Annotated in this window: 13 protein-coding genes; 3 read left to right on the plus strand and 10 right to left on the minus strand. The window is 58.6% G+C overall.

Translation table 11 applies throughout. The features are described from left to right. Positions 1-161: 161 nt before the first annotated feature. Positions 162-2,873 (plus strand): glycoside hydrolase N-terminal domain-containing protein, encoded by a 2,712-nt coding sequence (locus B1C80_RS20560; protein WP_077923100.1) that lies wholly within the window; start codon positions 162-164, stop codon positions 2,871-2,873. Between the two features lie 70 nt (positions 2,874-2,943). Here the strand turns inward: B1C80_RS20560 and B1C80_RS20565 are convergent, their stop codons facing one another. From B1C80_RS20565 to rbsK, 3 genes are read right to left on the minus strand one after another with little or no spacing between them, the layout of a single operon-like run. Further along, the gene (locus tag B1C80_RS20565) at positions 2,944-3,939 is read right to left on the minus strand and encodes a GRP family sugar transporter (RefSeq protein WP_077923101.1); all 996 of its coding nucleotides are present in this window, start codon (positions 3,937-3,939) and stop codon (positions 2,944-2,946) included. Positions 3,940-3,948: 9 nt separating this feature from the next. Then, positions 3,949-5,505, minus strand: coding sequence for an ADP-ribosylglycohydrolase family protein (locus B1C80_RS20570; protein ID WP_077923102.1), 1,557 nt, complete (start codon positions 5,503-5,505; stop codon positions 3,949-3,951). 24 nt (positions 5,506-5,529) lie between these two features. After that, positions 5,530-6,495, minus strand: a complete 966-nt coding sequence (rbsK, locus tag B1C80_RS20575) for a ribokinase (protein WP_077923103.1) — start codon at positions 6,493-6,495, stop codon at positions 5,530-5,532. 157 nt (positions 6,496-6,652) lie between these two features. On the opposite strand from rbsK, the gene B1C80_RS20580 reads away from it, so the two are divergent. After that, positions 6,653-7,861, plus strand: coding sequence for a hypothetical protein (locus tag B1C80_RS20580; protein ID WP_236648864.1), 1,209 nt, complete (start codon positions 6,653-6,655; stop codon positions 7,859-7,861). 376 nt (positions 7,862-8,237) lie between these two features. Here the strand turns inward: B1C80_RS20580 and B1C80_RS20585 are convergent, their stop codons facing one another. The 4 genes from B1C80_RS20585 to B1C80_RS20600 form a co-directional block, all read right to left on the minus strand. Further along, positions 8,238-10,511: a hypothetical protein gene (locus tag B1C80_RS20585; protein ID WP_139361701.1), complete on the minus strand. Its 2,274-nt coding sequence runs from the start codon at positions 10,509-10,511 to the stop codon at positions 8,238-8,240. Between the two features lie 134 nt (positions 10,512-10,645). Then, entirely contained in the window at positions 10,646-12,028 is a 1,383-nt protein-coding gene (locus B1C80_RS20590) for a sugar porter family MFS transporter (RefSeq protein WP_077923105.1), read from the minus strand. 84 nt (positions 12,029-12,112) lie between these two features. Further along, positions 12,113-12,949 carry a phytanoyl-CoA dioxygenase family protein gene (locus tag B1C80_RS20595; RefSeq protein WP_077923106.1) on the minus strand — a complete coding sequence of 279 codons (837 nt, stop codon included), beginning with the start codon at positions 12,947-12,949 and terminating at the stop codon, positions 12,113-12,115. A 35-nt stretch (positions 12,950-12,984) separates the two neighbouring features. Continuing rightward, positions 12,985-15,141, minus strand: coding sequence for a glycoside hydrolase family 36 protein (locus B1C80_RS20600; protein WP_077923107.1), 2,157 nt, complete (start codon positions 15,139-15,141; stop codon positions 12,985-12,987). Positions 15,142-15,297: 156 nt separating this feature from the next. Here B1C80_RS20600 and B1C80_RS20605 point away from each other — a divergent pair, with 156 nt between their 5' ends. Then, positions 15,298-16,221: an AraC family transcriptional regulator gene (locus B1C80_RS20605; RefSeq protein ID WP_236648865.1), complete on the plus strand. Its 924-nt coding sequence runs from the start codon at positions 15,298-15,300 to the stop codon at positions 16,219-16,221. On the opposite strand, the gene B1C80_RS20610 is transcribed toward B1C80_RS20605, so the two are convergent. From B1C80_RS20610 to B1C80_RS20620, 3 genes are all read right to left on the minus strand, one after another. Continuing rightward, the gene (locus tag B1C80_RS20610) at positions 16,218-17,045 is read right to left on the minus strand and encodes a sugar phosphate isomerase/epimerase family protein (protein ID WP_369822725.1); all 828 of its coding nucleotides are present in this window, start codon (positions 17,043-17,045) and stop codon (positions 16,218-16,220) included. The two genes, B1C80_RS20605 and B1C80_RS20610, sit on opposite strands and share 4 nt — an antisense overlap. Positions 17,046-17,058: 13 nt before the next feature. Continuing rightward, a complete protein-coding gene (locus B1C80_RS20615) occupies positions 17,059-18,423 on the minus strand; it encodes a right-handed parallel beta-helix repeat-containing protein (protein WP_077923108.1) in 1,365 nt (454 codons plus the stop codon). Between the two features lie 198 nt (positions 18,424-18,621). Next, the gene (locus B1C80_RS20620) at positions 18,622-21,267 is read right to left on the minus strand and encodes a glycoside hydrolase (protein WP_077923109.1); all 2,646 of its coding nucleotides are present in this window, start codon (positions 21,265-21,267) and stop codon (positions 18,622-18,624) included. Between the last annotated feature and the right edge of the window lie 3 nt (positions 21,268-21,270).

Genomic DNA, 21,270 nt, shown 5'->3' on the forward strand with positions numbered 1-21,270 from the left:
GTAAGACGGGCTGTCTGCGTGGCTCAAAGGGCTTAACCACCTTCCCCCAACAACCTCTTAACCCGGCGGGGAGCCTTGCCGACTGCCCATTACGCAGCAAAGTCGATGACTGAAGCACCTGCTGCTTTTCAGCTACTAAACCGAACAAAAGTCGATCTGGAATGAAAAAAGTGCGTCTCTTCTTTTTCGTTGTTGCCAGCTTGTGGACAGGGATTAGCATTGCCCAAAAACCTCGCTCCAAAAACTATCGGCTATGGTACGACAAACCCGTGCCGAATCTGCCCATAACGAGCTTGGATTCGCTCAATGCCCAGACACTGGTAGAAGCCACCCCGCTGGACCCCGCCTGGGAAAACTGGTCGCTGCCGATTGGGAACGGCTATATGGGAGCCTCGCTGTTTGGCCGGACGGTAACGGAACGAATACAACTGACCGAAAACAGCATGGCCGCCAAAAGTCTCTACGGTGGCGTAGGCTTAACTAATTTTGCCGAGCTGTACCTGGACTTCAACCACAAAACGCCCCAAAAGTACAGCCGGAGCTTGCGGCTCAACGATGCGGTGTCGACGGTAAAATACGAACAGGACGGGGTCAGGTATGAGCGGGAATACATAGCCAGTTATCCGGATAAAGTACTCGCCATCCGGCTAACGGCCAGCCAGAAAAATAAACTGTCGTTTACCGTTCGGCCTGAAATTCCGTACAAAAAACCAATTGGCCCGGCCTCCAAAAACAACGGACGCGTGGGCCGCGTGTCGGCCCAAAACGACCTCATCACCTTATCGGGCAAGCTGGAACACCTCAATATTCGGTTCGAAGGCCAATTCAGGGTCATTCCAACGGGCGGCACGCTGAAAGCCATCACGGATGCGGACGGTGATAACGGGAAGATTGTGGTCACCGGCGCCGATGCGGCCCTTATTCTGGTGGCGGTCGGCACAAATTATAAACTGGACAGTTCCATTTTTGAGGAACATACGAGTAGCAAAAAGTTAGCCGACACCACCTCGCCCCACCGCAGGGTAACGGCTATTCTGGAAAAAGCATCGGCCAAAACGTACGCTCAGTTACTGGCGTCTCACCGAAACGAGTACAGCGCGTTGTTCGATAGAGCCACGGTCAATTTGGGCGCAAACGAGTCGGCATTGACAACAGACGCGCTGTTGAACAACTACAAAGCAGGCGTCATTGACCCGTACCTCGAAGAATTGTACTTTCAGTATGGGCGATATCTGCTCATCTGTTCGTCCCGCCCCGGCACGTTACCACCTAATCTTCAGGGCATCTGGAGCCAGTACGACATCACGCCCTGGACGGGGGGCTACTGGCACAATATCAACATACAGATGAATTACTGGCCCGTCTTTACAACTAACCTGACCGAGCTGTTTCAGTCGTTTGCCGATTACAATCTGGCTTATCGCCGGGCCGCCACGCAAGGAGCAACGGACTACCTCAAACGGAACAACCCCCACAGGCTGGTGGCGGGCGATGGCGAAAATGGCTGGACCATCGGAACCGGAGCAAGTGCGTATTCCATCTCAAAGCCGGGTATTCATTCCGGGCCAGGCACCGGCACGATGACGACGAAACTGTTCTGGGACTATTATGCGTTTACGGGCGACAAACAAATCCTGAAAAACATCACCTATCCGGCCCTGCTCGGCATGTCTAAATTCCTGGCCAAGGTAGTGGTCGATACGGCGGGCGTACTCCTCACCTATCCATCCTATTCTCCGGAGCAACGATGGCAGAAAGTGAAGGAGCATTATAAGACAATGGGCACTGCGTTCGATCAGCAGATGATTTACGAAAACCACCGGGACGTGCTGAAAGCCGCTCAGGAACTGGGCGATACCACGCCTTTTTTGGCTGTCATTCAGGCTCAGTTACCCAGGCTTGACCCGGTTCTGATAGGCATGTCGGGGCAGATTAAAGAATACCGGGAAGAAAATTACTACGGCGAAATCGGCGACCCCAGGCACCGCCATACATCGCAGTTGGTTGGTCTGTATCCGGGTACGCTCATCAACTCGACGACCCCCGCCTGGCTGGATGCGGCCAAAACAAGTTTAAACGGACGGGGCGATAAAGCAACGGGGTGGGGTATGGCCTTCAGACTCAATCTGTGGGCACGAACAAAAGACGGCGACAGAGCCTACGCCTTGTACCGGTCATTGCTGCAAAAAGGAACGCTGAATAATTTATGGGACACCCACCCCCCTTTTCAAATCGACGGCAATTTTGGCGGAACGGCAGGGGTGGCCGAAATGCTCCTGCAAAGTCATGAAGGGTTTATCGATCTGCTACCCGCCCTGCCGCAGGCGTGGAAAACCGGTGCTTATTCGGGTCTGCTGGCACGGGGAAATTTTGAGGTATCGGCTCAATGGACGGATGGACAGGCCCGTAGATTCACAATCAAATCCAACGCAGGTGGCCTCTGCCAACTGCGCTACCCCAACATCCACCAGGCTACTGTACAGTCTGCTACCGGAAACAGAGTGCCCATAACCTCGCCAAAACGGGATTTTATTGCGTTTGCTACCCAGGCGGGGGATGTCTTTACCATCACGGGCCTACCCGCTGCCAGCAAAGTGGCCAACCCGTCGAACCTGCATATCAACGAGCAGCAGGGTGAAAAAATCGTTATCCGGTGGGATAAAAGCCCCGACGCTGTTGCTTACAACATCTACAGCCATGTTGGCAACTCACCAGATTATACCCTGATTCAAGCCAATTGCAGAGCAACAACCACCGAGCTTGTAGCGGCAGACGTGAAAGCCGCCAAACACGGCACCCTGAGGGTTACGGCGGTTGATGAAACCGGCAGAGAAAGCAGTGGCCTAACGGTGCAGGTGATCTACGCCCATTGACTGTGCGATGGGCTGGCTACGCCAAACGTTTGATGGATTGGCTAAACCGGTTTTGTTTCTCCAGCCTCCGTTAGCGGGCCACAATCAGCAGGCCAAGGCCGATGATGTAGCAGACGAGCATGGCGTTGAGCAGGGCGCCCACGCCTTTGGGAGCCGCCCGGAACTCGCGCCAGACGTAGATGCCCCAAAGAGCCGCTACCACCGTAGCCCCCTGCCCCAGCCCGTAGCTGATGGCTGGCCCGGCTTTGTCGGACGCCAGGATGCTGAACAGCATACCCAGGCACCAGATCATACCGCCCAGCACGCCGGTCAGGTGGTCGCGGCCCGTGCCCCGGCCATAATCCCCGTAGCTGACCGGCGTACCCACGAACGGGCGACGCATAAGCAGGGTATTGAACAGCAGGTTGCTGAGCAGAATACCAAGGGCAAAAAAGAAGACGGCCGTATACGGGCTAAGCTTACCGGGCTGGGGCACCGCAAAATCGGGAAACATGGCCTGGGCCACATTGCCGTAGAACAGGCCCATCAAACAACCCGCCACCACCGACAGGGCCAGACCTTTCGTTGAGCGGCCGGTGGTTTGGGTGGCTGTCCGGCGGTAGGCAAAGGCGTTGAGCAGAATGGCGATCACAATCAGGGCCATACCGCCAAACAACAGAGCCGCATTGCCCACCGGTGCGTTGAGGTAGTTGACCACCACCCCGATAACCAGCGCCAGCCCGATACCCACCGGAAACGCGACCGACATGCCCGCAATGGCAATAGCTGCCCCCAGCAGAATATTGGCCGCGTTGAATAGCACCCCGCCCCAGAGCGCCGACCCCATATTGGCGGGATCGGCCTGCCGGATATCGGCCAGAAACGGGCGGCCTCCCTCGCCCATACTGCCCAGCGTCAGGGCCGACAGCAGCGCCAGGGCAACAATGCCCAGCACGTAATCCCAGTAAAACAACTCAAAGCGCCAGGTGCCGGCGGCCAGTTTCTGGGTATTGGCCCAGGAGCCCCAGCACAGCATGGTGATGAGGCAGAAGAGTACGGCCGTGCCGTAGGTATCGATGATGAACATAGGGCAGGATTAGTAACGGGCCAGTACGGGTTTATCGCCGAAAACGAGCAGGTTATTCAGCCTCAGGTTTACGTCTGGCGTGGGGTTGAGCCACTTCAGCCGAAGGGTGTGCTTGCCGGCGGGCAGCTGGTATTTCCAGGCCAGGTCGTACCGACGGCGGGTGAAACTGGCGGGCAGGCTGGCCGTTTCCTGCTTTTTCCCGTCGATATACACCTCCATCTGCGCTACAAAATCGCTCTCGTACTGGTAGGAAGCCGTTTGTCCCTTGGGCCGGACCTCTCCGCTGAGAATATAGCCGATACCGTTGAAGGTGGTGGTGTACTCGTCGGCCAGGGGTTTGTTGATGGGCCGCTTTTCGAGGGGAAAATGGCCCGTAAAGCCCTGTTCGAGCCGCACGGTTTTGGGCGTCTGCAGGGTAATGGAAACCGTTTCGCCGTCTACCTTGCCGCCGTTGCGCCCGATGACCTGCAGGGCGTGTTTCATACCAATGCTGTAGACATCGTTGAGCGACAGGGTGGTATATTTAAAATCGATGTCTTCGGCTTCTTTCAGGCCCTGCTTCCAGTAGGCGGGTATGTTGTCGTAGCCCAGCATGGTGCCCAGAATACCGCCCGCCGACGAGGGGTTGCAGTCCGAATCCTGCCCGGCGCGGGTGCTGATCTGCATGGTCCTGGTGTAGTCGCCCTGGCCGTAGAGTAGCCCCAGCGCAATGTAAGCCGCGTTCACCTTGGCGTCGATGTTGAACGTTGCAAATACGCCATCGGAGCAGCCCACGTCATCGGACCATTTCCGCTGAATCTCGAACCAGGTCCGTTTCCAGTCGTTGGGGTACTGCCGGTGCCAGCTGATCACGTCGCTGATGCACTGATAAAAGGTGCTCTGCGGTGGAATCGTCTTCAGGCTTTCGCGGACAATGTAGTTGACGTCATTGCTGACAAACGCCAGGGAGTACATGGCTCCCACAAACACGCCACCGTACCAGCCGTCGCCGTAGTTCATGATGTGGCCGATGGGATCGCCGATCTGAATAGCCGTGTTGGGCATACCGGGGGCCATCAGTCCCGAAAAATCGGCTTCAATCTGAAAGTCAATATCGTCGGCGTGCGGATTGTTGAGCCAGTGGCCCGAGTCGGGGGCTTTCAGGCCGCTCAGGATGTTGTTTCGACCGACCTGGTTGGCGTGCCAGAGCATATAACCGGCCCGGGCAAACGCGTTGGCGTGTTCAGCGACGGGAGCATCGAGACCTTTCTTCTCGAATACATCCACAAACGTGAGATCCATGTAAAGGTCGTCGTACAGGCCCACGTTCTCGATCATTGTTTTTTTGATGTAGCCATCGTACCAGGGAATGGGCTGGTAGTCGTTGATCATGGTGCCGTTGAACTTGAATTCGGTCGGGCCGCCAAAGGTGCAGCCAATGACCTGACCCGCCCAGCCGCCTTTGATTTTGTCCTGTAAGGTGGCTTTAGAGAGGGTTATCGTGCCGGGCGCAGTACGTTTCGGCTGGGGACCGGGGCTCAGTGCCAGCAGGGTCAGTAAGGGCAGCAGGAAACAGATTTTTTTCATGGAGTAAGGGCGCTTTATAACAGGTTAAGCAAGTACAAGGGGGATGGCATCTACTTCGGGGCGGTGGGGCAGCGACGCCTGAGCCCCCAGCCGGGTTACGGAAATGGAGGCAGCTTTGCAGGCAAAGGCCACGGCATCGGCCAATGCCTTTCCTTCGGCCAGGGCTACGGCCAGCGCGCCGTTGAAACAGTCGCCGGCAGCCGTGGTATCGACGGCCGTAACGGGCGGAGCTGGCAGGAGAGCGGGTGGGGTATCGCTCCCCGCCGACGATACGTAGGCACCCCGCGCGCCGAGGGTGATGACAACGTTAGGCACGCCCATCGTGTGGAGGTGCTGCGCGGCCTGCCGGGCGGTGGTTTCGTCGGTAACCCGGATGCTGGTGAGCAGTTCAGCTTCGGTCTCATTGGGCGTAATGGCATAGAGGCAGGCCAGCACCGCCGGGTCGAGCACCTGAGCCGGGGCCGGATTCAGCACCACCCGCATGCCCCGCTCGTACCCCTGCCGGATGGCATACTCCACCGTGGGCAGGGGCGTTTCCAGCTGCAGCAGAATAACCGTACTGGCCGGCTCGCTGATGGACGCCAGGGCATTGGCCACCTGATGCTGGTCTAGCCGGGCGTTGGCGCCTGACGCCACCATGATGCTGTTTTCACCCCGACTGTCGACCCCAATCAGGGCCACCCCGGAAGGCTCGTCAGCGTCGGTCGAGATAAATTCACTCCGGATGCCTTCCCGCTCGAATTGCTGGAGTGCCTGCCTCCCAAACACGTCGTTGCCCACGTTGGCGACGAAAGTAACGGTAGGTGAAGCACCCGTATCGGACGAGATCAGCGCCAAACGGGCGGCTGCTACGGCCTGGTTGGCTCCTTTCCCCCCGGGGTTCATCAGGAACGTGCCGCCAATGACCGTTTCGCCGGGAGCCGGTAATTTGCTGGCCTTGATGACCATGTCCGTATTCGAGCTACCAATGACAAAAACTGTTGCAGACATAGTGGCGAATGTTATTGAACAAACCTACCAAAAAATAGCATCCTGATCAGAACAGATTTTTTACGTTTAGCTATTCCTACTTACAACTTCATCGGCAAAATATGACCGACACGAGCCGTTTAGACGTATGTTTACAGAATCTGTCAGCTAATCCTACATGACTATCGACGTTTTACACCCGCTGATTCATTCGCTCACAAAATCGGAGAAGCGCTACTGTCGGCTAACAACGGGCGGTTCAGGGGTCGACAAAGGCTTTCTGCGCCTGTTCGACTGCCTGCTGGCGCACGATACGCTAAACGAGGAGTTGACCGTTGAGCTGGACCGTCAGTTTCCCGGCTCTACCCTCGAGCCGGCCCGCAAGCACCTGTACCGGGTAGTGATGCAGCGGCTCCGCCAGTTTGAGCAGAACCAGCGGGTTGAGGTGCGGATTGGCCAGCTGCTGCACGACAGCCAGATTCTCTACGAGCGGGGGCTTGTGCAGGCCAGTCAAGACCAGCTCGAAAAAGCCCGGCTACTGGCCCAGCAGCACGAGCGGGGCCTGTATGCCGTGCTGGCTGCCCGGCAGCAGGCCGAACAGTGGGTGCGGCTGCAGTTCGATGGGGTCGACGAGCCCGCTCTGGCCAGCCTGCACGACCAGATCCGGCAACAGCTCGACCAGTCGCAGGCGGCCCTGCAGCACGCGGCCCTGTACGAAACGCTCCTGTTTCGCTACCAGGCCCGGGGGGTTGTGGGCAGCCCGGCCGATACGCTCCGACTTAACGATTTGCTGCTGGAAGAATACCAGCTATTGAATCGCCAGACCCGCACTGGGCCCTCCCGCCGATCGTTCGCCCTGCTGCAGCAGCATCTGCATTTCCAGTCGGCCTACTTCCGGATGATTGGCGACGGGGCGGGCAGCCTGCGGGTGTATCGGGAATTAGAGACTCTGTTTGCGCGAAACCCCACCCTCTGGACCCACCAGCCGCTGTACTATGTCCAGCTGCTGGAAGGTATTCTGGCCGACCTGCGCCTGCTGGAGCAGTACGAGGCCATGCCGTATTTCATTGACCGGCTTCGGCTGATCGACACCCCCGTTCAGGGTCTTAACCGCCTGGTGCCGTACCTGGCGCTGTATTTTTCGCTACTACGCCTGGTCGATGCCCGGCACTATACCGATGCTGTTGCCCTGCTGGCGCCGTACCAGGCCGACCCGGCCGGCTTCGAGCGGGAACTAAGCCAGCTGCCCATGACCACCCGCACCGAATTTGATCTGTTGCTGGTGCGGCTGAACCTGGGTCTGGGTCAGCTGTCGGCCGGTCTGCACCGGCTCAACCGGGTGCTGGCCCTGCCCGCTCGTTCGTTGCCGGGTACACTCTATACCTAGAGTCGGCTGCTGAACCTGCTGCTGCACGCCCGGCTCGGCAACGCCGATTACCTGACCCACGCCCTGAGGTCGGTAGAACGGAAGCGGAAAAACAAGGCTTCGGCGGGGGAGCAGCTGGTAATCGACCTACTTCGGCAGTGGCTCAGCGGTCGGCTGACGAAGGGCAGTCTGGCCCGGATCGACACCTTTAGTGGTAGCCCCGCCGACCGGCAGCTGCTGCGCAATCTGGACGTACGGGACTGGATAACCCGCCTGTGAAACGCTGTCTGCTTCTATTCCCATTACCTACTCCCCGTACAGCTCCTTCGGGGTTTTCCAGACGGCTTCGCGGCTATATAGTTCCTGATCATTGGATGACAGCCAACCTTGCCTCGTTTCATAACGCCTTGAGCTTGAAGTAGCAGAACAGGGGCCAAGAATGGGGGTGCGAGCAATAGCCCTGAAAGGCCCGTTTCCGGTCGGGCGACGGCACCCAGAACGCATACAGTCCCTCGCGGTGGAGCGTCGAGTTTACCTCGTCGGCGGCTGTCCAGTGGCCCACCCAGTAGTTTGGGTACTGCCGGGCAAAATTGGCAAACGAAAACGTCGACAGCAGCGACCACGCTTCGGCTTTGTCGAAGGTGGCTACGCCCAGCAGCAGCGGGTATTCGAGCGAGAACCAGATACCCCCGTCCTCGCCGTCGGGATTACGACCCCAGAGCGACCGTTCGCGGGAGCGGGCGCCAATTTTCTCGGGCGTCAGGAGCCGGCTTTTGACGTAGGCGTAAATCTCCCGTTTGCGTTCGCTGGTCAGGTCGGGTGCCTGCAAGAGATAGCCCTGCGGCTCCAGACATACGTTGTCCAGCCCAAATTTGAGCTTGCTGTTCAGGTAGGCCCGGGCCGAGAAGGTACGGCTGCCCAGATCGCGCAGGTAGTTTTCGGCAACGGTTGTCCGGTACTGGCGCAGGGCGGTCAGGAGCGATGCGGCCTGCGGGTTGTCCGCTTTTTCCAGGGCTGTAATCAGCTTAGGAAAGGTGGCCAGCACCAGGGCCGAGTTCAGGTGCGACTCCGCCGATCCGGCAAAGATGTTCGGCGAATGGTCGTGGAAAAAGCTGTCGCTCCAGTCGGAGTTCAGCATCCGCACCAGGCCGTTGGGACCAAGCCCGATTTCGTCGCGCAGGTAGACGAAATACTTTTTCACGAACGTCAGCACCGAATCGGTCCGCCCGGCTTCGGCGGGGTAATAGGCCACCGGCTCGTTCAGAAAGCCGTAATCGTTCGTAATCAGCAGGTATTCGGCCAGCGTCAGAAAGAAAAACAGCTGTTCGTCGCTTTCCTTGTAGATAGATGGGGCCGTGTAGCCGTAGCCGTTGTTGCCCCGCTTGATTTCGCCGTCCGCTTCCGTATGCTTCATCACATACCGCATCGTCGATTTGGCCAGGGCGGGGTTGGTATAACAGGCAGCCAGGGCCGCCTGCAGGTGATCGCGGTTGGAGATGTTGTCGCCAAAGTAATAGCTGTACACGGTGCCCTGCGGAATGAAGGTCTCCCCAAAATAGTCGCTGTATTTGGCCGAAGCTTCGAGCATGTGAGCGTTCCAAAGCATCTCGCGCTTCAGCACCTCGCTGGTCTCGGCCGACAGATCAGGTAACTTTTTTTTCCACTGCTCAGCAAACAGGCCGTCTGCCAGACCGTTGGTATTGGCGCCCGCCAGCAGCGCAGCTACCTCGCTGTCGACCGCCTTCAGATCGGCACCTTTGGTCAGGCCGATAACCAGGTTGAAGCGGACCGTCTGTCCCGGTTTCAGGCGGGTGCTGACGCGGGCCGCCAGCGTATCGCCAGTGGCCCCGACGGTGGCCGTTTGCCCGCTGCCGTCGGGCAGTGCCTTCATGAACAAGGCGGGCGGAGCCAGGTCGTAGGGGTAGCGTTCGCTGGCGCCGGGGAGGACCAGAAATTCGTTGGGCTGGTGGGTGATCGTGGCCAGCACGGTTTGCCGATCGTTTGCCGCACTGGTGCGGGCACGGTACCGAAGCGGGCGTTTGGCCGGGTCGGTATACTGCGTGCTGTTGAGCACGAAATTGACTCCTACCCGCTCGGTATAGGTCAGATTTTGCGGCTGGTTGCTCTGGTTGGTCAGCGCTACCGTTACGATAAAGGCCGGACTGCCCGCGTGGATGACAGGCGATGGCTTCACCGACAGGACGCGCGTGCAGCGTACCTGGTCGGGCAGCTGATAGTCGTAGCGGGCAAACCCCACGCCGAACGTTTTCTGAACCCGGTTCGGATCGGCCGCTATCGTGCCTACCCCCACCAGGTCGGTGGTGTGGCTGCCCCGGCCGGCTGAAACCACAACGCGGGCATCGTTCCAGCCGTAGTTGGTCTGGCTAGCCGCATTGACGCGTGCCCAGGCCCGTTCGGCCGTCAGGAGCTGGTAGCGCCCACTGGCGTGGGTGATGAGGGCCATGCGGTAGTTGCCCAGCAGAAAATACGGATCTTCGGGCAGGTTGGCGTCCTGGCCGTTTTGGTCGACCGCCGTAAAGGGCAGCGGCCCGGTATAGTGGTAAACGGGAAGCGCCTTCGCCGACATGCCCCAGTTACCGATCGGCTGCGCACAAACCGGCTGTTCCAGAAACCAGCCGACAGCGGCCAGCAACGCGATTCGTTTCATCATACAAAAGGGGTATACCTGCTAAACGCCCAACGTGAATTTTAGCCCGGTTTTAGGAATACAGGGTGGAACATTGCTGAAATATGGGTCAGCGCCATGGTCTGACAAGGCCGTCTGACTCCATGTTCCGGTATAGTTCAGTCAGGCATACGGGTTAACTCTCTTTCGATTTCTTCCAGCGATTTACCCTTTGTTTCGGGCATCCGCAGGCGCACGAACAGGAAGTAGACAAAGCACAGCAGGGCATGCAGGCCAAAAGTGAGTGGCAGACCCCAGTGCTGCTTCATAATCGGAAACGAGGCCGTCGTAAAGAAATTGGTAATCCATAGCGCCAGGGTAGCCAGCGCGAGGGCATTGCCCCGAATCCGGTTGGGAAACAGCTCCGACAGGGCCACCCACGTTACCGGTCCCAGCGTGGCGGCATAAATGGCGATGAACGTTAGCACAAATACCAGCACCCACGCGCCGGGCAACTGCCAATAAAACGCGGCCGACAGCGCCAGGGCGTCGAGACCCAGCAGAACCGAACCGTACTGCAGTAGTTTTTTGCGGCCCAGCTTGTCGATGGTGCCGATGGCTACGAAGGTGAACAGAAAGTTGATGACGCCAATGATGATCGACTGCAAAAAGGCCGAATCCTGCCCCATGCCCGCCTGCCGAAACAACTCCGGCGCGTAAGAAAACAGGGAGTTCTGCCCCACGGCCTGCGAAAATACGGCCACTACGATGCCGATAAACACGATAGGCCACAGCTCTTTGCGGAACAGGTCGCCCACGGCTTCGCGCGATTCCTGGGCGAAGCTGGCCTGAATCTGAGCGGCTTCGGTCTGGGCGTAGTCCGGTCCGCCAATGCGGGTCAGTACCCCGCCGGCCTCCTCGTGCCGGCCTTTGCGGATCAGCCAGCGCGGGCTCTCGGCCACTAAGAATAGGCCCACAAAGAACAGCAGCGACGGGGCCGACTGGGCCGAGAACATCCACCGCCAGTTATCGGCACCGGTGTTGAGCAGCAGGTAGTTAGACAGGTAGGCCAGCAGAATGCCGATCACGATAGACAGCTGGTAGAACGACACCATCCGCCCCCGCATGGTAGCGGGCGAAATTTCGGCTACGTACATGGGGCACACCAGGGCCGCGGCCCCCACGGCTACCCCGCTCAGCATCCGAAACCCGACAAACAGCGGGAAGCTCATAGCCCAGCCCGTGCCCGCGCCCGTGAGGGCAAACAGCCCCGCGCAGAGCATCAGCAGCCGGCGCCGACCGAGCGAATCGCTCAGTTTGCCCGCCAGCAGGGCACCCAGGGCCGCTCCGAGGTTGATACAGCCCACCGCCCAGCCCGTCTGGAACGCATCGAGCCGAAAAAATTGGGTAAAAAACGGCACCGTACCCGATATGATGACCAAATCAAAGCCGAACAATACCCCGCCCAGGGCCGCAATGGCGCTGATGAGGTACACATACTGCCGGTTGATAGTAGCCAGACTGCTGACAGCCTGGGACTGGGATTGAATAAGTACGGCCATGGGAGTTTAGGGGAAAGCAAATACAGAGATAAACAAAGCAGGCAACGAAGAGATACGCAGGGGCATCTCTTCGTTGCCTGCTTTTTACTTCAGCGCGACGTCGGCTTCTTTAGCCAGAAAATCAGCGCCTTCTTCGGCCAGTCCGGCGGCTTCCCAGGTCAGCAGAGCCTCGTTGGGAACAACTTCAATGGGGGTAATACTCGACATCGACGACGCAGAGTCGTTGTAGCCGATGTTGGCCTGGCGGTTGTAGCACGAAATCATCGACCAGCGCGGCTTGTCCGACAGGTTGGCCTCGGACCGGTGGAGAATGTTGCTGTGGAAGAACAGCACGTCGCCCGCTTTCAACTCCACAAATACCCGCTCCATGGTTTGCAGGGCCAGATCGACGTACCGCTGCGATGCTCCTACCTGCTCGCCCGCAAACCCGTGCTCGACCCGGCCCATTTTGTGCGAACCCCTGATGACCTGCAAACAGCCGTTTTCTTCGTTGGCATCGGTAATGGCAACCATCACCGACATCATCTGGTCGGGTAGCAGAAACTCGTTTTTGTACCAGTAGCCGTAATCCTGATGCCACTCCCAGGCCCCCCCTACCCGGGGTTCTTTCTGCATGAGTTTGGAGTGGAAATGGCAGACCGCCGTATCGCCGTCGAGCAGCGCATCAGCCGCGTTGACCAGCTGTTCGCTGCGGGTGAGCAGCCCGTAGGTGTCGTTGCCGGGTTTGTACCAGAGCGAGAGCTTGCTGCGTTTGCCGGTGCTGTCGTTCACGTTGATGGCGTTTTTACTCACCGCGCTGTCGTCGATGGCTACCCGGTACAGCTTGTCGACCTCTTCCTGACTGAGAAAGTTACGAACAATGAGATAGCCGTCCTGCTGATACTGCCGGACCTGTTCGGAAGTTAATGGCTGATTTGTCATAGCGATTATTGATAAATCTGTGTGTTTCGATTGCGTTACTGACTACTGATCTGAAAAAGCGTCCCGCCGTACCGTTCATTGATGGTTACGGGGAAGCCGGTCGTTTGCAGGGCTTGGCCGGTGAGGCTGGTCACCAGCTGGTTGTTCATGGTTAGCACCTGATAGCGCCTTAACGGGTCCAGGTGCGCCACGGTGACCTGGCGTTTCGTTTCGGTGGCCCCATGCCGGAATACGCCAATAATGCCTCCCTGTCTGGTCTCGGTATTGATGCGCTGGAAGCCATCCCACAGGCCCTCTTTCGGTTCGCCAAAACCAGGCAAATCCTGCCGGTAGGTCATGATCTGATGCCTGTTTTCCATCGCCTGCAGCCAGTCGGCGTAGGCCCGGTATTTTTTCAGATCCGCAGGCAGCAGTTTACGGGGGTCACCCAGCATGATGGGCAGCGCACCGGCCAGTGATTTGATGTGCATTTCCCAGCCGGCGTCCTGCATTTCGGGGTTCCCAATGACCAGGGCCGTGGCGGGTATGGCGGGCGAACGCCACCAGGCCATATTCCGAACGCGCAGGTCGACGTTGGCATCGGGTGGGCCGTAGAAATTAGACAACCAGTCGCCCTCGGCATGTTTGAGCATGGCGTAGTCGATCAGTTGCAGGCCACCCATTGTCTCGAAGGTGCAGTCGATAAACAGGTTGGGTTTGGCCGCGTGCAGCTCATCGAACAACTGCCAGACCTCTTCATAATTGGTATAGAGCGACTCATGATGGTCTTTATGGCCTTTGTGGTTGTTGGCGTAGCAGCCAGTTACCTTGTTCCCAAAACGATAGGTACTGGTCACCACCGTGAAGTCGAGCTTCAGGTATTCCAAGCCGTATTCCAGCGCCAGTTTGAGCAGCACATCTTTGATATAGCCTCGCCATCCGGTGCCAAAGCAGGCGGTACGCATCGACAGGTCGTCTTCATGCAGGTTGGCCGGTTGCTGCTTTTCGTCGAGCACAAACCAGTCGGGATGGGCCTGATACACTTTGCTGTCGGGCGACGCACTGCCCACGCTGACCCACAGCCCCGGCTTCATACCCAGCGATTTGATGTAGTCGAAAACGGGTTTCAGGCCGTTGGGGAATTTCTTTTTGTCGATGTTCCAGTCGCCATAATTGTCGGCCCAGCCATCGTCGATAATGAATTCCTTCATGCCCGCATCGGCAGCGGCCTTTGCCAGCTCCATCACCAGCTTTTCGTTGAGGTTTTTACGGAAAGGCACCCACGTATTGTAGACGAAAGTGGGTTTCTGGGCCAGCTCAGACAGGCGTATGCCCAGGTGTTTACGGACAAAATCAGGCACGGCGGTATTCAGTACCTCATCCGGGTCTTTGTGCGCATTGTAAACGATGGTGAAGACCTGCGGGGTGGTAAACGACTCGCCTTTATGAATGTATTTCCGAAACGGGAAGCGGGCGTCCTTGTGCGTCAGGCCGCTGAGTATAGTGGGTTCGTTCCAGAAAACAGACGTATGTTTCACCACGCCGGAGGCCTCATTGCCGATAACAATGCCCTGCTGCCAATCGCTGTTATGCACCGTCAGCAGCGCATCCTGAAAGTTGCCATCGTAAGGACCAATGGAACGGCGCCGACCATAATCGTGGCAAATCCAGCTAAACGTTGTGGCGTAGTAGGGGGTTACCGTGAACTTCTCGACATCAACCGATTCGAGCCGCACCGATTCGCCCGTCAGGTTTCTGATCGTCAGGCTTTTCCGAATAACAGGCTGGCCGGGATACAATAAAAAATTAACCCTCAGCTCGATCCGGCCATCCTTACTTTGCAGCGTAACGGCAGCGCCATCGCCCTGCCGGGCATCGGTAAGTTTCTCTATGGTTTTCAGTGTCCAGTCGCCGGAACCGGTATATACGGTATCGTTTAGCTCGAACTGGAAGTCGGCGCTCGTTTGGGTGAAGTACTTAAACGCTCCGTTCACCGGCTTGTAGGTGGTGGTCAGAAACGAACCGGAAACGGCCGTCGGCAGGGATATCGTTCGCTGCACGACCCCATTGTTCAGCACCAGTTCGGTAGCTGTCCAGCTGGCGAAAGGACGGGCAGCACCCGAGGCCGCCGACTGGGCGAAGCCCTCCGGCACTGATCTGACGACCCCCAGGGTAATACAAACGGTGAGAAAAAATAGGAAGGACTGCTTCATGCTGAATGGCTTTATACCCGGTCAGTCGATCTGTGAGCTGCCTATGGATATTGTATTTTGTAATCACAAAATTCAGTTATTCGAGGATCGGTCAGATGAATGATTTTGGCCTAAACCTGGATTATCTTACCTTCGGCGGTCACATACAGCTGCACAATGGCAACGAATCGACAAAACCGGAAAGGCCGGGGCTTTACCGGCGAGCGGATGATTGAAATGCCGAAAGAGGTCATCGATAAATGCCGGGCCATGCCGCTCATCAACCAGTTGTTTATCACCCAGATGGGCTTCTTTCCCAAAGCGCTGCACCACTACTACCAGCGGCCAACGGGCATGTCGCAGGTAATTCTGATCTACTGCACCGACGGACTGGGCTGGGTTCAGGTACCGAAAGGTCGGGTACAGCTGCAGGCGGGGGACCTGTATGCTATTGCGCCGGGCGTGCCGCATTCCTACGCGGCCGATCCCCAACAGCCTTGGACGATTTACTGGTTTCATATCAACGGCAGCGCCTGCGCGGAGTCGGTCTGGGCCACCCTGGGTAACGCAGACCAGCTGCCCCAGACGGTTCGGGTTGTGTTCTCCCCCGAACGCATTGCGCTCTTCGACCGTATTTACGACACCTTTCTGAACGGCTACAGCCAGTCGAACCTGCTCTTTGCGAACCTGACCCTTCCGTATTTTCTGGCGTCGTTTGTCCTGCCCGATAACTTCCGGCCCAAAACGCGGGTAGCGGCACCCGTCAGTGCCACCGACCGGGCCATTCAGTTCATGCAGGACAATCTGTCCCGACCGGTCACACTGGATAATATTGCCCAGTCGGCCCATTTGTCGGTGTCGTTTTTCTCGCGCAAGTTCAGGCAGGATACCGGCTACGCGCCCATCGAGTATTTCAACCACCTCCGCATTCAACGGGCCTGCCAGCTACTTCACTTCAGCAACCTGCGCGTCAACGAGGTAGCCGCGCAGCTGGGCATGGACGATCCGTTCTATTTTTCGCGCCTGTTCAAAAAGCAGATGGGCCTCTCCCCCGCCGGGTATCGCAAACGGGAGGGGATACAGGTTACCCCCCAACCTTAAGCGTAACGCTGCTTCAGCAGGTTCAGCATAAATACGTTCACGTCCCACTGGCTGGCCAGCGGTTCCTGGGTGTAGGGATGCAGCGGCATGTACGGAGCCGGGCCAAACTCGGTGTTGACCGTCAGCTGCGTACCATGGGCGCGGTGGATGGCTACCAACCGGTCCCACCAGGCCAGGTGGGCGTTGAGCGTTTCGGTCCAGGCCGGGGCGCGGGGGTCGGCCACCTGCGGCCCTTCCGGAAAACCCACCCGGCTGTGGAGGTGGTCGGCGCGGGACAAGGCCAGTTGTACCGCTTCGGGCTGATCCTCGAGCATGGATTCGTGGACGGCACACCAGTGCGAAATGTCCAGGCAGATGCGAAGGTCAGGCAGGCGGGTGAGGTATTCCTGCGTTACGTGAGCCGCAAACAGCGCCTTGCCCCGGTGGGTTTCGTGGATAATACGCACACCCGTTTCCGCCGAAATTCGGGCGGCCAGCTCAAACAACCGGCTGTTCTGCGCAACGCTGAAGTAATCTTTTCCCGTCTGGCAGTTGATGAACACCGGCCCGAAAGCTGCCAGGTGGCGCAGGTAGGTTTCGTAATTGCGACTGTGCTCGGCCAGGTCGCGCTCAACCGACTGGTAGTATTGCCCAATCCACGTCAGGCCGTGCGTCCGCAGCGTGTCCACGAGCGTCTGGCTGGCGACCTCATCCAGGGGCAGGGCCAGCTCGACCCCGTCATAACCGGCCGCTTTCACGCGCTGGCAAAACTCCCCGAACGGAAGGGTATTGCCCCACTCGGGGGCGTAAAAGCGGATCGGTATCCCAGGAACTGACTCAGGCATAGGTGCAAGGAATTTACTGTTCAAAGGCGCCCCGGTCGCGACCGCTACCGGCCGGCCGGGCTTTTTTAAGCAGATCGGTAGGCAGCGGCACGTCGGCGGAGCCTGAATGCAGGGCAGGACTGCCCTTGGCCAGCCGGAAATTACCCGTCAGCAGGTCGGGGCGCGGGTCAATAAAGCGGGGGTCTCCCACCCGGTCGTTAGGCCCCGTAAAGATTGTCTGGGCCGTTGGGTACAGGTTATAATCCCAGCGGATGTTGGTGTTGCGGTTGTTGGAGGTGACCTGACCGCCGGGGCGTGGCACGATAATGTTGTTCAGAATCACCACGTCGTCGGAGCGGTTGGGAAACAGTTCCTGGTAGCCCACGATGCCGCCGTTATGGTAGGTGGTATTGTTGATGATGTCGACATGCCGCGTCCGGAAGGTGTGGATGCCCGACCCACCGTTGTAGGCACTCAGGTTGTTGGCAATCAGGGCACGGCCTTTCCACTCGGGCCGGGCGGGTTTGGGATCGGGTGCGGGCTGGGTCACCGTCTGGCTGGCAGGCTTCACCACGGCGTCGGCGTTGGGGTTAGTGGCACCGTTGGCCGTGTTCTGGTCGGTCACGTCGAGCAGGATACCGTTTCCGTCGCTTAGTTTGTTGATGCGCTCCCACGGCACGAGGGTCTTGTTGTTCCAGACCCGGTTGCGCTGGATAACGATGTGGTAGCCGGGTGCATCATCGAAGGCCCAGTTGTTGAGGGTGGTAATACCCGATCCGCCGTAGCGCATAAACCAGGCATTGTCGAACACGGTACAGTCTTCGACGGTCAGGTAATCCATTTCGATCCCGACAATGCCTCCGCCGGGGCATTTACCCACCGTGCAGTTGCGGATGATGAGGTGGTGTGGCTTGCTGCCAGGCGGGTTGTTGCGACCGTTGAAAAAGATACCGTTGGTGTTAAAACCGGGGTCGGGCTTTGGCTTTTTGGCGTCTTCCTGCGCCTTCAGCAACACAATCGAATCGTTCCGGCCCGTTACCGACAGGCCATCGAGGATGTGGTACGAGCCAGACACCTGAATACCGCACCAGCCCACGGGCCGGATGTCGGGTTGGTGGCCGGGCCGGGCTTTCCAGGTTATCCAGGCACCGGGTTTGCCCGAACGAGTGATATTCAGCACCGCGCTGCCGTTACCGGTGTCGGTGTTGGTATAGATCCCATTGCCGATCAGCACCACATCGCCGGGTTCTACCAGACCGGCGGCTTTCTGTAAACTACGAAAGGCTGTTTTCTCCGATTTGCCGTCGTTGGCATCGTTGCCGGTGCCGGATACGTACCAGGTCTGGGCCGAGACGAATGGGGTAGTTAAGAGCAGAACGAGTAAAAGCAATTGATTCATGGCGAATAGGTCTGTTTCACAACTAGTTGGTTGGTCCGGGATGTGTGGCTCTCCGGGATTGTCTGCCCTTCCTGCTTTACCCTTTTAGCTGATAAACGGAGCGACTGTCCGTTTTTCCCGGCTTTGGTGCCAGGCTGGTGTACGCTCCGCGGTCGTTCTGTCGGGTAAGCGGCTTTACCCGCCTGTCAGTCAACTTGCTTACCGCTGCACCTGCAGGCGATAGGTATTCAGCTGACTAGGCGCAAACGGTAGGGTGAGCCTGCCTTTCCTCGGGGATAAGGGGCGCTCGTTCGTTTCGATGTGCGTGGTCTGCCAGGCGCGGCTGATGGGCATGGCCAGTCGAAGCGTTGGTGCCATGGCGGTGTGGGTTATGTTCCAGAACCGGGCAATCAGGCCGTTGCTGATCCCCTCCTCGCTGGTTTTCAGCCCCCACAGCAGCACGTTCCTGTCCGAAACCGTCAGCAGCGAATACGTCATCGGAGGATAGTTGCCGACGAGGCCGGTTACCGCACCGGTTACCAGCGGGTTCTGGTGCTCGAGTGCAAATCGCATGGCTGCCTGCGCATCGAAAGCCGCCGGGTGGGTGGTGAGCGCAAACTGGTACCGAAACGCGGTGGCTCCGTTCTGCTGCCGGATCCCCAGCTCCGACCCGTCGACCTGCCCCCCCGCCAGCGCGTTCAGCTGGGGCGACTGCTCCCAGAGTGAATCAACGGTGCTGCCGCCGAGCCTGAAGAAGCTGCAATCCAGGTTGGAGAGGGTTACCCCATACGCAGCTTCGCTTAGGTCGGCAAAATGATTAAACGTGAGCCAGTCGTAGCGGGCGGGTCCCGTTCCGGCTGCTCCGCCGGTGCGGCTCCGGTTGGCGTAGTGTCCACCCCGGCGTTCTTCCCGGGCGGTAAGAACGGCTCCCAGCTCTTCGTGGCGGGTTGTTGGCCTGGTCAGATTGAACGAAAACGCCCAGGTTTTTATATCACCGAAATTCGCCTGGATACTGTCTTCAATATCAATACGGGCCGGGCCGGTCGACTTGCCCTGGTGGCTGCTCTTGTACAGGGTTACCCGAACCGTATGCGGAACGGGGTCGCTGGAAACGGCTTTGAGCGTGACCGATACCGCCCCGGCATTTTCGACCTCAACCTTTTGGCCGGCATCCGGATTGACCGTTCCCAGGTCGTTGAGAAACCGCCCGCCAACGGGTTGAACAACCGGCCGGTTGCCAGCCCGACGATCAACCAGATCGCTGATAACCCCGGATGGACGCAGCCGAAGCCGATAGTATGCATTCTCGATGACATCGCTGGTCACCTTAGCCGCCATGGGCTGAGGACGGGGTGTAGCGTTTTGAATCTCGAAGACTTTATACCCCACCGAAGGCACGTTTTCGGCCCAGATCCGCAGATAGGCTCGCCCCCCTTTTTGAATGACCTGACTGGCTACTTCGTTGTTTTCTGCCAGGTCAATAACCCGCACTGGCCGGGTCGACGGTAACGGCAAGTCAGCTGCGTCGCTCCGGGACCAGCTTAAGGGATTAAAAACGTAAAACCGCCGGGCGGTCGCGTCGGCCGCCCTGATCTGACGGCCCAGCGCCCTGACCGACCGGCTGTAGAGCGTATCGACGTAGCGGCTGATGGTGCCCTGCTGCCGAAGCTGCCAGTTAGCCCGCTCCTGCCGCGTCACGGGCCCGTCGGCCGTCCAGTTGTGTTCCCAGTAGAGTCCAAAGGCATCCCAGGCCTGCTGGCGAGCGGGAGTCAGGTCGGCCGCGAAGGCAGTGTCGTTGAGTGACACCAGTGCCGCCAGGGCTTCGGCCGAGCGGAGTTTTTCGGTAGCCCGGCGCACCTGGGCCGTAGTCTCGTTCATGGATACGGGGTACAGATCCCATTCATTGCCGTAACTCACCGACTCGCTGGGCAGGCCGGGGTAGCTTCGCTCCACATCCCGAAAGAAATCTTCTTCGTTAGATACCCGAACCCGGCGCGTGGGCGTCGTACCGGTTTGGGCAGCGGCAATAAAGGCGGGGGCCTGAAATGTACTCAGGTCGTCCCAGCCGTAGCCGAAGGCCCCCGCCACGTTGTACGGATACGCTGACTGCACCGATACCGTATCGCAAAGCGCCGTCAGGCCATCGATGGTGTGAGCAAAATTGGCGGCAATGCCGGCGGTTTTGCGCAGGGGTCGGGTCTCGCTGTAGCCGCCCAGCCCCGTGTTTTCGCCAATGAGGCTGTACCATTTCATGATCACACTCCGCCCGTCGGGGCCCATATAGCGGTACAGCTGGTGCGGCCGGTGGGCCAGACTGGTCCTGGAAAGCCGGCTGGCACAGCCGCAAACGCCCCGCCAGCTGTATTTCGCGCCCGACCCAGCCCAGAGCGAACTCAGGCCCATGGGCAGGGTTTGATTTTCCATGGCGATGGCCATCGGAAACCGCAGGGTATACTGGCGCTCCAGCTTCCCGGCATAGTACATCCCCCGCAGCATAGCTTCGGTGGGCTGCCCGCCGTAGGTACTCACCACCGAATTCAGCGGGCTGCTGATGTGCCCCGACCGGATCGCGTTCATCAGCCGGTCAAACTGAGCCGGACTACGGTAGGTCTGGTACGTTCTGAGCCAGTAGCTACCGTCGCAGTTCCACCGCGCCTGAAAGTCGTCGGGGTTATGTCTTGTCGAATCGATCTGGCGCAGGTAGTAATCGAGCATTTGCACGAAGGCCGAGTCGTACCGGGCTTCGCTGGCCGTCCACATATAATCCGTGTGGTCGTCGTTGGCCAGGTAAAGTCGTTTAACAGCCTGCGCCCGAACGGTCGAAACCGAAGCCGCTAACGAAACGATCAGAAGAAGTGTTTTCATGAA

Origin of the sequence: Spirosoma sp. 209 (genome assembly GCF_002006735.1) — a bacterium.
Taxonomy (GTDB): Bacteria; Bacteroidota; Bacteroidia; order Cytophagales; family Spirosomataceae; genus Spirosoma; species Spirosoma sordidisoli.

Excerpts from the sequence above, each read along its gene's own strand:
- B1C80_RS20560 (WP_077923100.1), top strand. The coding sequence starts at position 162 with ATGAAAAAAGTGCGTCTCTTCTTTTTCGTTGTTGCCAGCTTGTGGACA.
- B1C80_RS20565 (WP_077923101.1), bottom strand. The coding sequence starts at position 3,939 with ATGTTCATCATCGATACCTACGGCACGGCCGTACTCTTCTGCCTCATC.
- B1C80_RS20570 (WP_077923102.1), bottom strand. The coding sequence starts at position 5,505 with ATGAAAAAAATCTGTTTCCTGCTGCCCTTACTGACCCTGCTGGCACTG.
- rbsK (WP_077923103.1), bottom strand. The coding sequence starts at position 6,495 with ATGTCTGCAACAGTTTTTGTCATTGGTAGCTCGAATACGGACATGGTC.
- B1C80_RS20580 (WP_236648864.1), top strand. The coding sequence starts at position 6,653 with ATGACTATCGACGTTTTACACCCGCTGATTCATTCGCTCACAAAATCG.
- B1C80_RS20585 (WP_139361701.1), bottom strand. The coding sequence starts at position 10,511 with ATGATGAAACGAATCGCGTTGCTGGCCGCTGTCGGCTGGTTTCTGGAA.
- B1C80_RS20590 (WP_077923105.1), bottom strand. The coding sequence starts at position 12,028 with ATGGCCGTACTTATTCAATCCCAGTCCCAGGCTGTCAGCAGTCTGGCT.
- B1C80_RS20595 (WP_077923106.1), bottom strand. The coding sequence starts at position 12,949 with ATGACAAATCAGCCATTAACTTCCGAACAGGTCCGGCAGTATCAGCAG.
- B1C80_RS20600 (WP_077923107.1), bottom strand. The coding sequence starts at position 15,141 with ATGAAGCAGTCCTTCCTATTTTTTCTCACCGTTTGTATTACCCTGGGG.
- B1C80_RS20605 (WP_236648865.1), top strand. The coding sequence starts at position 15,298 with ATGGCAACGAATCGACAAAACCGGAAAGGCCGGGGCTTTACCGGCGAG.
- B1C80_RS20610 (WP_369822725.1), bottom strand. The coding sequence starts at position 17,045 with ATGCCTGAGTCAGTTCCTGGGATACCGATCCGCTTTTACGCCCCCGAG.
- B1C80_RS20615 (WP_077923108.1), bottom strand. The coding sequence starts at position 18,423 with ATGAATCAATTGCTTTTACTCGTTCTGCTCTTAACTACCCCATTCGTC.
- B1C80_RS20620 (WP_077923109.1), bottom strand. The coding sequence starts at position 21,267 with ATGAAAACACTTCTTCTGATCGTTTCGTTAGCGGCTTCGGTTTCGACC.